The sequence below is a fragment of the Dickeya sp. MK7 genome, from assembly GCF_000406305.1.
Taxonomy (GTDB): domain Bacteria; phylum Pseudomonadota; class Gammaproteobacteria; order Enterobacterales; family Enterobacteriaceae; genus Dickeya; species Dickeya fangzhongdai.
On record NZ_CM001984.1, the window covers coordinates 2,662,584 to 2,675,800 of the forward strand.

The following is a 13,217-nucleotide window of genomic DNA, read 5'->3' on the forward strand; positions in this document are numbered from 1 at the left end:
CGTCCTCTCCAGAGAAAATCTATTCTACGCGGTATCCTGCGGAAACGTCAGCCGAACCAGCGTACCTACGCCAGGCTGACTTTCTATTACCACTTCTCCCCCCAGCATCCGGCCGCGCTCTTTCATGCTCATCAGACCGAAGGCGTGAGGTTTACGGGCCTGAGCGTCAAACCCTTTGCCGTTGTCGCGCACGCTCAGCACGATCAATCCTTCGCGGTTTTCCAGCGCAATCACTACCTGCGTCGCCTCGGCGTAACGGGCGATATTGGTCAGCGACTCCTGCACCACCCGGAACGCCGCGGTGGCGCATTCGTCATTCAGCACCACTTCCGGCTCCGGCGCCCGCAACAGACAAGGGCAGCGATACTGGCGGATAAAATCATCACGCAGCCACTCCAGCGCGGGGGTCAGCCCCATATCCAGCACGTTGGGACGTAACCGGGTCGCAACATGTCGCACCACCTGAATGGTTTTATCAGACAGCGCCATCAAATTCTGTAGCTGCGTCAGCATATGCGGGTTATCGCGGGCGAACTGCATACGCATCAGCGACAGGCTCATGCGCATTGATGTCAGATGCTGCCCCAGCTCATCGTGGATCTCCCTGGCGATGTGCTTGCGTTCTTCTTCGCGGGAGATTTCCCGCTGGCGCGCCAGCAGCCGCAGCTGCATATGGGAATCCTCCAGCTTTTTTTCGGCATAGCGGATGGCGGTGATATCGCGCCCGACGGTCAGGATCGACGTCAGCTTACCGCTTTGATCGAACTCCGGCACACAGCGGATATGGTGAATCACCCGGTGGCGCGTTTCCGTCGCGCCGATGTCTTCCTCCAGCTCGCCTTCGACGCTGCTTTCCGAATCCACCACCATCTGCACCAGTTGCAGAATGCGCTGGGCGCAGCGGGCGTTCGGCAGCAGATCGGTCAGCCGCCGCCCGCGCAGCTGCTCGGCGGTAAAACGCAGGTGGGCCAGTGTGGCGGGATTGGCGTACTGGCAGTTGAGCTGCGGATCAAAGCGCGTGATCAGATCCGGCGTATTCTCCACCAGCGCCCGGAACTCCTGCTCACGGGCGTAAGCCAACTGTTCGATATGCTTGCGTTCACGAATATCCCTTACTACGCACATACTGTACTTTCGTCCTTTATGTAGAAAATGATTCACGCTGACCTCGACCGGCAGCACCATGCCAAAGCGGGTTTTATGCCGGGTTTCAAACGTCAGCCCGCGCTTCCAGCAGCGGGGATCGCTCCAGTGGCGGTTGGTCTCTTCCTTTGTCCAGCCAAGGTCGATGTCCTGTATCCGCATGCGACGAAACTCGCGGCGACTGTAGCCCAGCATGCGGCAGGCTTCATCATTGGCGTAACAAAACTGCTCCATGTCGTTGACAATATAAATAGCATCTTTGATACGACTAAAGGCGAAATCCACCAGTTCAAGCGGCGGTACGTCATCCGGATGGTGGGGTTGTGGGGAAGTCGGGGTATATAACATTGCCATCTCCTTGCTATCGCTAAGCCTGCCGGCCCCCGTAAACCGGGCGCCGACAGCAGAAAGGAAAGCCGCAGAAATCGCCCCCGGGGAAGGTGGCCTGCGGCCCTGTTAGGCTGTTCACCGCACGACGTGCGGGTACACAGCCTGATACTGACAGGTTCCTTCTCCTCCCCTGACTCAAGGGAGATGCCCTCCCGGGGCATGGCAATATAAGCGAGCCCCCGCGCCAGGCTGCCGCACGGGGGATTCAACTTATGCATCAACGGCCTGGCGGAGATATCCCCTGGCGCGGGAAAGACGCGAACGTACAGTGCCAATAGGAATGTTGAGCTGTTCGGCGATATCCTGATAGCTGACATCGGCATCCAGCAGCATCATCAACATCTTACGCGTTTCCTCCGGCAGGTGCGCACTGGCCGTCAGCGCGCGGTTCAGCGAATGATCGCACTCCGTAATGCGGCTGGGATCGATATCCGTCGACAGAATTTCCATCGCTTCCAACGCATCGTCGCTGATATCGACGGCACGATAACGCGCCTGTTTGAAGTGGTTTCGCACCAGATTCAGGGCAATGCCGAATACCCAGGTTTCCGGGCGCGAGGCGCCGGCGAACTTTTCGCGGTTTTTCAGCACTTCCAGATAGGTCATCTGCTGTAAATCTTCCACATCTTCACGGTTCGATACGCGCTTGCGAATGAAGTTTTGCAGTCGCTTGCCATGCAGGCGAAAAACCTGCTCCCAGTCCACGGTATTGGCAGGGGTATGAAGCTGACACGCGTCCATTTGTTTCAGTGCAATCGTTTCCATTTCATTAACTCTCCATCGTTATGCCCTAATTGGCGCATCTGGGAGAGCAAGGCGCGTGCCAGCCAATAAAAACGAATTAACTTATTGTTATATAGTGTTTTATTTTTTATCACACTGGCTTTTCATGCCATTTTTTGCCGGTAAAATCCGGCCTGAATTGCAAGCTTTTGCAGAACCAACCAACCAAATAGTAATCAAGATTATAATAACACCAAGTTACTTATTTTCGTTGACTTACATCATTCAATGGGAACCCGCTTCCCGGTCCGGCCACATAACAGCACACCGTTAAAGCAGAGGCTGCTTCAGGCAGGACAGGACCATGATTTCACTCAACAACGTTTCTTCCGTGCTCAATACCAGCAGCGCGGCCATCGCCAATGATATTGACGATCAGGAGCCGGTCGGCACGCCGGTCAAAACCAGCGAAGCCAGACCGTCGCACGACAAAACCCTTCATGACTCGATGGAAGAAGTCGCGGCCAGCTTCGGCGAGCAGGTCGAACGCAAAAGCAAGGCGCTGAACCGGCGACAAATCAGCCAGCCGCAAAGCCGCATGCTGGCCAACATCGAACGCATCGAAAAACTGACCGAACTGTTCCAGCTACTGGAAAATCCGAAGCACCCGACGCTGGACCAGCAGATCCGGCAGATGCAGGCGCTGCTGCGCCAGTCATCGCCGCCATCGGTCGAGGCCATCATGCAGGCGGCAGGCGGCGACGCCGCACGCAGCGATATCGTGCTGCGCCATGTGCTGAGCCAGGCGCAACAGCAGCAGGACGCCTCACTCGCGCAGTCGACCAGCCAGAGTCTGGACCAGTTGCATCAGGAAAAAGGGCCGGAAGTCCGGGCGGGGTTGAACACCGCCGCCGCCATTTCCCTGTTCAGCACCGACCCGAACCAGAAACAGGCGCTGCGCGACCTCTACTACCAGCGCATCGTCCATCAACAGTCGCCCAGCTCCCTGCTCGACGCGCTGCTGGAGCGTTTTGACGCCCAGCACTTCGCCGCCGGGCTGCGTACGCTGCAACGGGCGCTGGCGGCGGATATCGCCTCGCTGGCGCCGTCCATCTCGAAGAATGCGCTCAGCAAAATGCTCAGCAGCCTGAACGACTCGAGTCAGCTCAGCCATACGCTGTCGGCCAGCCAATCGTTGCTCGCCCGACTGGCGTCGCGCATGCCGGAATGCACGCTGGGCGCGGTGGAACTGACCCGGCGGTTGATCGGCCTGAGCGCCAACGGCGCCTACGCCCGCGACCTGCACAACCTGGGCCGTGAAGTCGCCGGGCAGGACGCCCAGCGCCAGCTGCTGTTTTTCAACGGCCTGCTGCCGCTGGTTAACGACCTGCCGCACCCGCTGTGGCGCGACGCCAAAAACCGCCTCACCGCCCTGCAGCTAATTCGTAGCCTGATCGGCGATTTCGCCCAATACGAAAAGCAGCAGCAGGATGAAACCAAACCGATGAATGACCGATCTCGGAACAAGGGGTAACCGATGGCTGTGCTGATCGCCTGGCTTAACCGTTTTGCCATGAGCGCCATGCAGCGCTCCGAGGTGGTGGGCGCCGTGATCGTCATGGCGATTGTGTTCATGATGATCATCCCGCTGCCGACCGGCCTGATCGACGTGCTGATTGCGTTCAACATCTGTATTTCATCACTGCTGATTGTGCTGGCGATGTACCTGCCCAAACCGCTGGCGTTCTCCACCTTCCCGGCGGTGCTGCTGCTGACCACCATGTTTCGGCTGGCGCTGTCCATCTCCACCACCCGGCAGATCCTGCTGCAACAGGATGCGGGTCACGTGGTGGAGGCGTTCGGCAACTTCGTGGTAGGCGGCAATCTGGCGGTCGGCCTGGTGATCTTCATGATTCTGACGGTGGTGAACTTTCTGGTGATCACCAAAGGGTCGGAGCGCGTGGCGGAAGTGGCAGCGCGTTTCACCCTCGACGCCATGCCCGGCAAACAGATGTCCATCGACAGCGACCTGCGCGCCGGGTTGATCGATTCCCAGCAGGCTCGCCAGCGACGGGAAAACCTGGCCAAGGAGAGTCAGTTGTTCGGCGCTATGGACGGGGCGATGAAGTTCGTCAAAGGGGACGCCATCGCCAGTCTGGTGATCGTGTTCATCAACATGATCGGCGGCTTCGCCATCGGCGTGCTGCAAAACGGCATGGCCGCCGGCGACGCCATGCACATTTACTCGGTGCTGACCATCGGCGACGGCCTGATTGCCCAGATTCCAGCGCTGCTGATTTCGCTGACCGCCGGGATGATCATCACCCGCGTCTCCGCCGACGGCCAGAAAATGGACAACAACATCGGCCGCGAGATCGCCGAGCAGCTGACCAGCCAGCCCAAGGCGTGGATCATCTCGTCGGTGGGCATGCTGGGGTTTGCGCTGCTGCCCGGGATGCCGACGCTGGTGTTTCTCATCATCAGCCTGCTGTCGCTCGGCAGCGGGTTATTTCAGCTGTGGCGCGTCAAACAGAGCGGCCTGCAGGATGCGCTGCTGGCGGACGACAGCATGCCCGCCGAGCAGAACGGCTATCAGGATTTGCGGCGTTTCAACCCGACCCGCGCCTACCTGTTGCAGTTCCATACCGTGTGGCAAGGCGCCGCCGCCGCCGCGGTGCTGGTACAGGACATCCGTCGCCTGCGCAACCGGCTGGTGTATCACTTCGGCTTTACGCTGCCGTCGTTCGACATCGAGTTTAACCCCAACGTGCCGGAGGATGAGTTCCGCTTCTGCGTGTATGAAATCCCGCAGTTGCGGGCCAGCTTCGGCGTGCCGCTGCTGGCGGTGCCGCGCGGACAACTGCCGGAAGAGACGCTGGACGACGGCATGATGCCCGGCCTGTCCGCCCGCGACGAACACCACCTGCTGTGGCTGACGCCGGAACATCCGCTATTGCAGCAGCCGGAACTGAGCCCCTGGAGCCCGGATGCGCTGATCCTCAGCCGCATGGAGAACGCGATTCATCGCAGCGGCGCGCAGTTTATCGGCCTGCAGGAAACCAAATCGATCCTCGCCTGGCTGGAAGCCGAACAGCCGGAGCTGGCGCAGGAACTGCAGCGCATCATGCCGTTATCGCGCTTCGCCAGCGTACTGCAACGGCTGGCGTCGGAGCGAGTGCCGCTGCGCTCGGTGCGGCCGATTGCCGAAGCGCTGATCGAAGTCGGTCAGCACGAGCGCGACATCAACGCCCTCACCGACTACGTGCGGCTGGAGCTGAAGGCCCAGATTTGCCACCAGTACAGCCAGGACGACAGCCTCACCGTCTGGCTGCTGACGCCGGAAACCGAAGAGTTGCTGCGCGACGCGTTGCGCCAGACGCAAAACGAAACCTTCTTCGCGCTGACCCAGGAATACGCCGCCGTCCTGCTCGGTCAGCTGCGGCGGGCGTTCCCGCCGATGACGCCGCCGTCGGCGCTGATTCTGGTGGCGCAGGACCTGCGCAGTCCGCTGCGCATTCTGTTGCAGGACGAATTCCATCATGTCCCGGTGCTGTCGTTCACCGAATTGGAATCGCACCTGTCGATCAACGTAGCGGGCCGTATCGACCTGCAGGACCGGGTTGACCCCTTTAACGCATAGGATAACGCAAAATGTTTGAACTCCGTGTTCTGACCGGATTGCACCGTGGGGCCGCGCTGCCGCTGAGCGGAACCTCATGGCGTATCGGTTCCGCCGATGAGGCGGATATGGTGCTCTACGATCCCGGCATCCGTGAGCAGCATTGCCTGCTGGAAAAACAACCCGACGGCTGGCTGGTCTCCGTACTGGACGGCCCGGTCAGCAACAGCGAAGGCCACGCGGCGGCGCAATCGCTCTGGCTGCCGCCCGGCACGCCGTTCGCCGCCGGCGGCATCTGGCTGTGCGTGGTGAGCGCCGACACCCCCTGGCAGGATGAGGCGGAAGAAACGCCGCCGGACGACGACCAGGCCGCCGACGACGCCGTCACCGGCACGCAAGACGCCCCGCCTGACGCCGCCGCCTCGCACACGCCCCCCGCGCCGACGCCGGAACCGACGGTGACGCGCCGGGAAAAGCCGCGCCTGCCGCTGTGGGCCAAATTCAGCTACCTGCTGCTGGCGGTGCTGCTGTTCATGATCGTCGGTAGCTGGATGTTGCAGGAAACGGCGGCGATGCCGTCCGCGCCGCCGCCGCAGGATAACCGTTTACCGATCGGCACCTTGCCGCAGTTGAACAGCACCCTGCAAACCATGCTTACCGACCGCGAACTGGAGCGATTGGTTTCGACCAGTCAGGATAACAACCGCATCGTGCTGAGTGGCGCGCTGCCGCCCGCGCAGCACACCCGGCTGGCGCGCATGCTGGCGCAATTCCACCAGCGTTATGTCACCGCCTTGCAGATTGAAAACCACACCACCGTGAAGAACGACCAGTTGCCGTTTCAGATCGTGCAGGTCACCAGCGGCCCGAAAGCCAACGTGGTGACCTCGGACGGGCGACGCATCTTCGTCGGCGACGAAGTGGACAACCTGCGGCTGGTCAGCATCAACGACAGCCAGATCGAGTTTCGCGGCAAACAACAGATCAAGGTGAACTGGTGATGAACGCGCAGAACGCAATCGATACCCGCTATCCCCGACTGAGCCAGTGGCTGCAACAGCAACAACGCCAGCTGGCGGCGTATTCGCCGGTGACGCGACAGGGGCAGATCATCGGCATCAGCGGCATTCTGCTGGAGTCCAGCCTGCCGAACGCCCGCATCGGCGACCTGTGTCTGGTGGCGCGTGACGACAGCTCGCAGGTGCTGGCGGAAATTGTCGGCTTCAGCCCGGAGAACACCTTTTTATCGGCGCTGGGCGCGCTGGACGGCATCGCGCAGGGCGCGGTGGTCACGCCGCTGTACCAGCCGCATTGCGTGCAGGTGTCCGACGCGCTGTTCGGCAGCGTGCTGGACGGCTTCGGCCGTCCGCTGGAAGACGGCGGCCACAGCGCGTTTGTCGAGCCGGGCTCGCTCAACGCCAACCCCATCCCGGTGATCGGCGACGCGCCGCCGCCAACCGAGCGCCCACGCATCGCCGACCCGCTGCCCACCGGTATGCGCGCCATCGACGGCCTGCTGACTATCGGCTGCGGCCAGCGCGTCGGGATATTCGCCGGCGCCGGCTGCGGCAAAACCACCCTGCTGGCGGAACTGGCGCGCAACACGCCGTGCGACGCCATCGTGTTTGGGCTGATCGGCGAACGCGGCCGCGAACTGCGCGAATTCCTCGATCACGAGCTGGACGAGCAGCTGCGCAGCCGCACCGTGCTGGTCTGCTCCACCTCCGATCGCAGCAGTATGGAACGCGCCCGCGCCGCCTTTACCGCCACCGCCATCGCCGAAGCCTTTCGCGCAGCGGGCAAACAGGTGCTGTTGATTATCGACTCGCTGACCCGCTTTGCCCGCGCCCAGCGTGAAATCGGCCTGGCGCTGGGCGAGCCGCAGGGGCGCGGCGGGTTGCCGCCCTCGGTCTACACCCTGTTGCCCCGGCTAGTGGAACGCGCCGGGCAAACCCGTCAGGGCGCGATTACCGCGCTCTATTCGGTGCTGATCGAACAGGACTCGATGAACGACCCGGTGGCCGACGAAGTACGGTCGCTGATCGACGGCCACATTGTGCTGTCGCGCCGGCTGGCCGAACGCAACCACTACCCGGCGATCGACGTATTGATGAGCCTGAGCCGCACCATGAGCAACGTGGTCGAGCGGGAACACACCCGCCACGCCAACGCGGTGCGGCGGCTGATGGCCGCCTACAAGCAGGTGGAAATGTTGATCCGCCTCGGTGAATACCAGCCGGGACACGACGCCTTTACCGATGCCGCCGTCAGCGCCAACGACGACATCAACCGTTTTCTGCAACAGGCGATGCGCGAGCCGCAGGGCTTCGACCACATTCAGTCGCAACTCGAAGAGCTGAGCCAATATGCCAATCTCTAACGCCATGAAACCCGTCAGCGCGATGGAAGAAGAGCAGCCGGACAGCAGCGCGCAGGAGCTGGGCGCCGTGCTTAACCAGTTGCTGCCGATCCGCCGGCAGCGCCTCAGCCGCGCCGAGCGCCAGTTACGCCAGACCGAACAGACGCTCAGGCAAACCGAAGCGGCGCTACGCACGCAACAGGCGCAACTGAAACAGTTACAGGCCGACTGGCAGCAACAGCGCGATATCTTCCTGCGCGAGGCGCTGGGTAAAACCCAGACGCTGGAGTCGCTGAAAAACCAGCTGGAGCAGGAGCAAAAGCATATTCGTCAGATTCAGGCGCAGGTGCTGCTGTGTACCGACTGGCAGCAACAGTATCTGAACCGGCAGCAGCAGGTCGGCCAGGCCCGGGAGGCGGCCCGGCTCTGCCAGAAAGCCGTTGAAAAACTGGAGTTTCTGTTAACCACCTATCAGGAGGCGATATGACCCCTCATCTGCCCGCAACACAAGATGTCTCTCTGCCTGCCCTGCGCCCGTTGCCGCACGGTCAGGAGCAGGATTTCCCCGGCTACGGTTACGACGACGATGCCCTCTGGGAACCGTTCGGCGAACTGTACGAGCCGGAAATGCGCTTTCCCGACGCCAGTTGGCTGCCGTTCGGTCCACCGCTGGCGCTGAATCCGTCGCTGAATCTGGATGCCTTCGCCGATGCCCCGTCGCAGTCGGAACCGGTCACACCGGCGTACTGGCCGGCGCTGGAGTCGTCGCTGACCGACATGCCGCTATTGCGCCGCGGGGAACCGCTGTCGTTCAGTCTGCAACTGCCGCAGTTGGGCAGCGTGGATGTTCGGATGGTGACGCTGCCCGCCAGCGGCTGGGACGTTTCGCTGCGCTTCGGCAAATCCGCCTACGAGCAGTTGAAAAGCCAGCGCGACGCCTGCCGCCGTTCGCTGGCGGATACGCTGTGCGCGCCGGTGCGCCTGCAGTTTGAAAGCCGGGAGGACGAGGAATGATCCTGCTCGCCCGGACGCTGCGCCCGGTCAGCCAGGCGCGAGCCGCGCTCTCCCGCCAGCTGGCGTCGGCGCACCGCTTTGCCTTCATGCTGGACGGTCAGCCCGGCGAATTACGCCTGCAACTGGCGGACGACGCGCCGCCCGGCGGGCAGGAAAGCCGCTGGCGCTGCCATGCCGGCACGCTGTGGCTGGACGACAACGCCGCGCCGTTGTTGTCGCTGCTTTCCGCCTGCCCGGCGCTCACGCCCGGCCCCGACGCCGCCGCGGAAACCGCCGACTGGTACTGGACGCAGTATAACCACCATCTCAGCCCGGCGCTGCGCGAGCTGTTCGGCGAGATTCAGCCGGCGTCATCGCCGCAGCCGGACAGCGAAGCGCAGGGCGACCTGACGCTGTGGCTGGAGGTTATCCGCGGGGATTTCCGGGTTCGCAGCCGGTTGCGGACATCGACCCGGACCTTGCAGCAGTGGCAAAGCCAGCCGGGGTGGTACGCGCCCCGCTACCCGCTGCCCGGTCATCTGGCGATGCGCGTGCCGTTGACGCTGGCAGACATGACATTGTCACACGAACAATTGGCGACGCTGGAACCGGGCGACCTGATCTGTCCACTCAAACAGTACTTTTCACCGCAGGGCAACGGCTGCATCACGCTGGCCGACCGGCGGCTGACCGGGCAGCTCAGGATGGATGCGCTCGCCCCTTACTGGTTTACCGTGACAGAACTGGAGGAATGTCCCGTGACAACACCCTTTGACGACGCAACCCCTTTTGAGACCTACGCCGTTCCCGAGACGTCGCAGCACGCCCCGGATAGCGACAATCACACCGGCGCGCCGTCGGGCTATGCGCTGCCGCCGCTGACGCTGGCGCTGACCGTGCGCTGCGGCTACCTGACGCTGACGTTGCAGGATTTGCAGCAGCTCGCCCCCGGCACGGTGTTGACCCTGCAGCAGGCGACGCCCGGCGAAGCGACCCTGTACCACGGCGAGCAACCGCTGGCGCTGGGCGAATTGGTGGACGTGGAAGGCCGGCTGGGGCTGCAAATCACCCGCCGTCTTGGCGTGGATGGAGACATCGCCCCGGAGCCATCGTTATGACCTCGGGCAGCTTCGACCCGGTGATGTTTGCCCTGTTTCTGGGCACGTTGTCGTTGATTCCGCTGATGATGATCGTCTGCACCTGCTTTCTCAAGGTTTCCATGGTGCTGATGATTACCCGCAACGCCATCGGGGTGCAGCAGGTGCCGCCCAACATGGCGTTGTACGGCATCGCCCTCGCCGCCACGCTGTTCGTGATGGCGCCGGTATTCAGCGACATCAAACAGCGTTTTCAGGACGCGCCGGTGGATTTCAGCAGTCTCGACGCGCTGGAAAGCAGCGTGACCCGAGGTATCGAACCGTTGCAGAAATTCATGTCGCGCAACACCGACCCGGACATTCTTACCCACCTGCATGAAAACAGCCTGCGCATGTGGCCGGCGGCGATGGCCGAAAAAATCACCACCCAAAGCATCCTGCTGGTGCTGCCGGCCTATGTGCTGTCGGAACTGCAGGCCGGGTTTAAGATCGGTTTTCTGATTTATATCCCGTTCATCGTTATCGACCTGATTGTCTCCAACGTGCTGCTGGCGCTGGGGATGCAAATGGTGGCGCCCACCACCCTTTCGCTGCCGCTCAAGCTGCTGCTGTTCGTGCTGGTCAACGGCTGGACGCGCCTGCTCGACGGCCTGTTCTACAGCTATCTGTGAGGCGACCATGGAAACGCTCAATCTGTTTAGACAGGCGATGGTGCTGGTGGTGATGCTGTCGGCGCCGCCGCTGCTGGTGGCGGTGGTGGTCGGCGTGCTGATTTCGCTGTTGCAGGCGGTAATGCAGTTGCAGGATCAAACCCTGCCCTTTGCCGTCAAGCTGGTGGCGGTAGGACTGGTGTTGGCCATGACCGGCCGTTGGATCGGCGTAGAGCTGATCCAACTGGCGATGATGGCTTTCAACATGATCGAACAAACCCGGGCGTGAGGCGGCCATGTTCTCCATCGCCACAATCCAGAATATCTACGATTTTATTTACGCGCTGACGCTCGGCGTGGCCCGGCTGTATCCGTGCCTGTTCCTGGTGCCGCTGTTCTCGTTCACCATCATCAAAGGCATGCTGCGCAATGCGGTGGCGATCGCGCTGGCGCTGGTGCCGGCCGGCGCCATCCAGCAACAGATGCTGACCACCACGCTCACCTGGCCGATGTTGCCCGGCCTGCTGCTCAAAGAGCTGGTGATCGGGCTGCTGCTCGGAGTGGTGCTGGCGATGCCGTTCTGGCTGTTCGAGTCGGTCGGCGCGCTGTTTGACAACCAGCGCGGCGCGCTCACCGGCGGCCAGCTCAACCCGGCGCTGGGCAGCGACGCTACCCCGCTCGGTCACATGATGAAAGAGCTGTTCATCATGCTGCTGATCATCACCATCGGTTTTCCCGGTTTTACCCAGTTACTGTGGGACAGCTACCGGCTGTGGCCGGCGTTAGACTTCCTGCCGCCGTTGTCGGAACAGGGGTTTCACACCTATCTCGACCTGCTTAAAGACACCTTTCAGCACATGGTGGTGTACGCCGGGCCGCTGGTGGCGCTGTTGCTGTTGCTGGAATTCAGTATCGCCATTCTCAGTCTCTACAGCCCGCAGTTGCAGGTCTACGTGCTGTCCACCCCGGCCAAGTGTCTGGCCGGCATGGCGTTTTTCGTGCTCTACATGCCGGTGCTGCAGTTTCTCGGCGAAGGCCGGCTCAAGGCGCTCACCGACCTGAAACACCTGTTCCCGCTGTTTTTTCAGGCATCGCCCTGAAATGGCAAAACGCGAGATACGGTTAGTAACCACGAGGTACTGCGATGAGTGAAAAAACCGAAAAACCCACCCCCAAAAAATTGCAGGACGCCCGCAAAAAAGGGGAAGTGGGACAGAGTCAGGACGTACCCAAGCTGCTGATCAGCTTCGCATTGCTGGAGATGATTCTGGCGCTGACCGACAGCGGCATGAGCAAGTTACAGGCGCTGATGCAGTTACCAGTGAGCCGCATCACTGACCCGTTCGGCCACGCGGCGGATGAAATTTTCAGTGAAGCGCTGTCGCTGCTGGCGACCTTCTGCCTGCTGACCATCAGCGTGGCGTTGCTGATGCGCGTCGTGGGCGGCTGGATCCAGTACGGTCCGCTGTTTGCCGTCGAAGCGCTGAAAATTGACTTCAACCGCCTCAACCCGATCAACCAGATCAAACAAATGTTCACCATGCGCAAACTCACCGACATGCTGACCAACATCCTGAAGGCGGTGACCATCGGGCTGGTGTTCTGGCTGGTGGTGATGCCGCAGCTGGAGTGGCTGGTGGAGCTGGCTTACGGCGATCTGACCGCGTTCTGGAAAGGGGTGGAGAGCGTGCTGAAAAGCGTGGCGCGCACCACCCTTTCCGCACTGCTGGCGCTGGGGTTACTCGACTTCGGCCTGCAAAAATACTACTTCCTCAAACAGCAGCGCATGAGTCATGAAGATATCCGCAACGAGTTTAAAAACTCGGAAGGCGACCCGCACATGAAAGGCCATCGTAAATCGGTGGCGCAGGAAATCCTCAACGAGCCCGCCAGCCCGCGCGCCAAACCCAAAGTGGAGGACGCCGATCTGCTGCTGGTCAACCCAACCCACTACGCGGTGGCGCTGTTCTACCGCCCCGGCAAAACACCGCTGCCGCGCATCCTGCTCAAAGGTGAAGACGATCAGGCCAAGGCGTTGATCGCCCGCGCCCATCAGGCCGGGGTGCCGGTAATCCGTTTTATCTGGCTGGCGCGCACCCTGTACCGGATACCGGAAGGTCACTACATTCCGCGTGATACCCTGCAACCGGTGGCGCAGGTTTACCGGGTGTTACGACAGCTGGAGAAAGACCTGCCGCCTCAGGATGTGATCGAGATGGGCTAAGGGGCGCGTCGCGTCGCCG

13 protein-coding genes are annotated in these 13,217 nt (G+C 61.7%); 11 read left to right on the top strand and 2 right to left on the bottom strand.

Annotation, left to right across the window (positions count from 1 at the left end):
• Positions 1-24 precede the first annotated feature (24 nt).
• Both DXXMK7_RS11575 and DXXMK7_RS11580 read right to left on the bottom strand, forming a co-directional pair.
• Positions 25-1,491, bottom strand: a complete 1,467-nt coding sequence (locus DXXMK7_RS11575; protein ID WP_038919215.1) for a PAS domain S-box protein — start codon at positions 1,489-1,491, stop codon at positions 25-27.
• A gap of 252 nt (positions 1,492-1,743) precedes the next feature.
• Positions 1,744-2,298 carry an RNA polymerase sigma factor gene (locus DXXMK7_RS11580; RefSeq protein ID WP_038919216.1) on the bottom strand — a complete coding sequence of 185 codons (555 nt, stop codon included), beginning with the start codon at positions 2,296-2,298 and terminating at the stop codon, positions 1,744-1,746.
• Positions 2,299-2,620: 322 nt separating this feature from the next.
• Between DXXMK7_RS11580 and sctW the strand changes: the two genes are divergently transcribed.
• The 11 genes from sctW to sctU are packed head-to-tail and all read left to right on the top strand — an operon-like array spanning position 2,621 to position 13,198.
• Complete coding sequence (sctW, locus tag DXXMK7_RS11585; RefSeq protein ID WP_038919217.1) at positions 2,621-3,790, top strand: type III secretion system gatekeeper subunit SctW; 1,170 nt, start codon at positions 2,621-2,623, stop codon at positions 3,788-3,790.
• 3 nt (positions 3,791-3,793) lie between these two features.
• Positions 3,794-5,896, top strand: coding sequence for a type III secretion system export apparatus subunit SctV (gene sctV, locus DXXMK7_RS11590; RefSeq protein ID WP_038919218.1), 2,103 nt, complete (start codon positions 3,794-3,796; stop codon positions 5,894-5,896).
• A gap of 11 nt (positions 5,897-5,907) precedes the next feature.
• Entirely contained in the window at positions 5,908-6,876 is a 969-nt protein-coding gene (gene sctD / locus DXXMK7_RS11595) for a type III secretion system inner membrane ring subunit SctD (protein WP_038919219.1), read from the top strand.
• Positions 6,876-8,255, top strand: coding sequence for a type III secretion system ATPase SctN (gene sctN, locus DXXMK7_RS11600; RefSeq protein ID WP_038919220.1), 1,380 nt, complete (start codon positions 6,876-6,878; stop codon positions 8,253-8,255). The genes sctD and sctN overlap by 1 nt, the downstream gene beginning before the upstream one ends.
• On the top strand, positions 8,242-8,721 hold the full coding sequence (locus DXXMK7_RS11605) for a hypothetical protein (RefSeq protein ID WP_049842486.1): 480 nt from the start codon (positions 8,242-8,244) through the stop codon (positions 8,719-8,721). Before sctN ends, DXXMK7_RS11605 begins: the two co-directional genes overlap by 14 nt.
• On the top strand, positions 8,718-9,248 hold the full coding sequence (locus DXXMK7_RS11610; protein ID WP_038919222.1) for a type III secretion system HrpP C-terminal domain-containing protein: 531 nt from the start codon (positions 8,718-8,720) through the stop codon (positions 9,246-9,248). The genes DXXMK7_RS11605 and DXXMK7_RS11610 overlap by 4 nt, the downstream gene beginning before the upstream one ends.
• A complete protein-coding gene (locus tag DXXMK7_RS11615; protein ID WP_038919223.1) occupies positions 9,245-10,345 on the top strand; it encodes a FliM/FliN family flagellar motor switch protein in 1,101 nt (366 codons plus the stop codon). Before DXXMK7_RS11610 ends, DXXMK7_RS11615 begins: the two co-directional genes overlap by 4 nt.
• Complete coding sequence (gene sctR, locus DXXMK7_RS11620) at positions 10,342-10,995, top strand: type III secretion system export apparatus subunit SctR (protein WP_038919224.1); 654 nt, start codon at positions 10,342-10,344, stop codon at positions 10,993-10,995. Before DXXMK7_RS11615 ends, sctR begins: the two co-directional genes overlap by 4 nt.
• A 7-nt stretch (positions 10,996-11,002) precedes the next feature.
• Positions 11,003-11,263: a type III secretion system export apparatus subunit SctS gene (gene sctS, locus DXXMK7_RS11625; protein WP_033568601.1), complete on the top strand. Its 261-nt coding sequence runs from the start codon at positions 11,003-11,005 to the stop codon at positions 11,261-11,263.
• Positions 11,264-11,270: 7 nt separating this feature from the next.
• Positions 11,271-12,074, top strand: coding sequence for a type III secretion system export apparatus subunit SctT (gene sctT, locus DXXMK7_RS11630; protein ID WP_038658155.1), 804 nt, complete (start codon positions 11,271-11,273; stop codon positions 12,072-12,074).
• Between the two features lie 44 nt (positions 12,075-12,118).
• A complete protein-coding gene (gene sctU / locus DXXMK7_RS11635) occupies positions 12,119-13,198 on the top strand; it encodes a type III secretion system export apparatus subunit SctU (protein ID WP_038658152.1) in 1,080 nt (359 codons plus the stop codon).
• Positions 13,199-13,217: the final 19 nt, after the last annotated feature.

Coding starts and splice junctions, on each gene's coding strand:
- DXXMK7_RS11575 (WP_038919215.1), bottom strand. CDS start 1,491: ATGTTATATACCCCGACTTCCCCACAACCCCACCATCCGGATGACGTA.
- DXXMK7_RS11580 (WP_038919216.1), bottom strand. CDS start 2,298: ATGGAAACGATTGCACTGAAACAAATGGACGCGTGTCAGCTTCATACC.
- sctW (WP_038919217.1), top strand. CDS start 2,621: ATGATTTCACTCAACAACGTTTCTTCCGTGCTCAATACCAGCAGCGCG.
- sctV (WP_038919218.1), top strand. CDS start 3,794: ATGGCTGTGCTGATCGCCTGGCTTAACCGTTTTGCCATGAGCGCCATG.
- sctD (WP_038919219.1), top strand. CDS start 5,908: ATGTTTGAACTCCGTGTTCTGACCGGATTGCACCGTGGGGCCGCGCTG.
- sctN (WP_038919220.1), top strand. CDS start 6,876: ATGAACGCGCAGAACGCAATCGATACCCGCTATCCCCGACTGAGCCAG.
- DXXMK7_RS11605 (WP_049842486.1), top strand. CDS start 8,242: ATGCCAATCTCTAACGCCATGAAACCCGTCAGCGCGATGGAAGAAGAG.
- DXXMK7_RS11610 (WP_038919222.1), top strand. CDS start 8,718: ATGACCCCTCATCTGCCCGCAACACAAGATGTCTCTCTGCCTGCCCTG.
- DXXMK7_RS11615 (WP_038919223.1), top strand. CDS start 9,245: ATGATCCTGCTCGCCCGGACGCTGCGCCCGGTCAGCCAGGCGCGAGCC.
- sctR (WP_038919224.1), top strand. CDS start 10,342: ATGACCTCGGGCAGCTTCGACCCGGTGATGTTTGCCCTGTTTCTGGGC.
- sctS (WP_033568601.1), top strand. CDS start 11,003: ATGGAAACGCTCAATCTGTTTAGACAGGCGATGGTGCTGGTGGTGATG.
- sctT (WP_038658155.1), top strand. CDS start 11,271: ATGTTCTCCATCGCCACAATCCAGAATATCTACGATTTTATTTACGCG.
- sctU (WP_038658152.1), top strand. CDS start 12,119: ATGAGTGAAAAAACCGAAAAACCCACCCCCAAAAAATTGCAGGACGCC.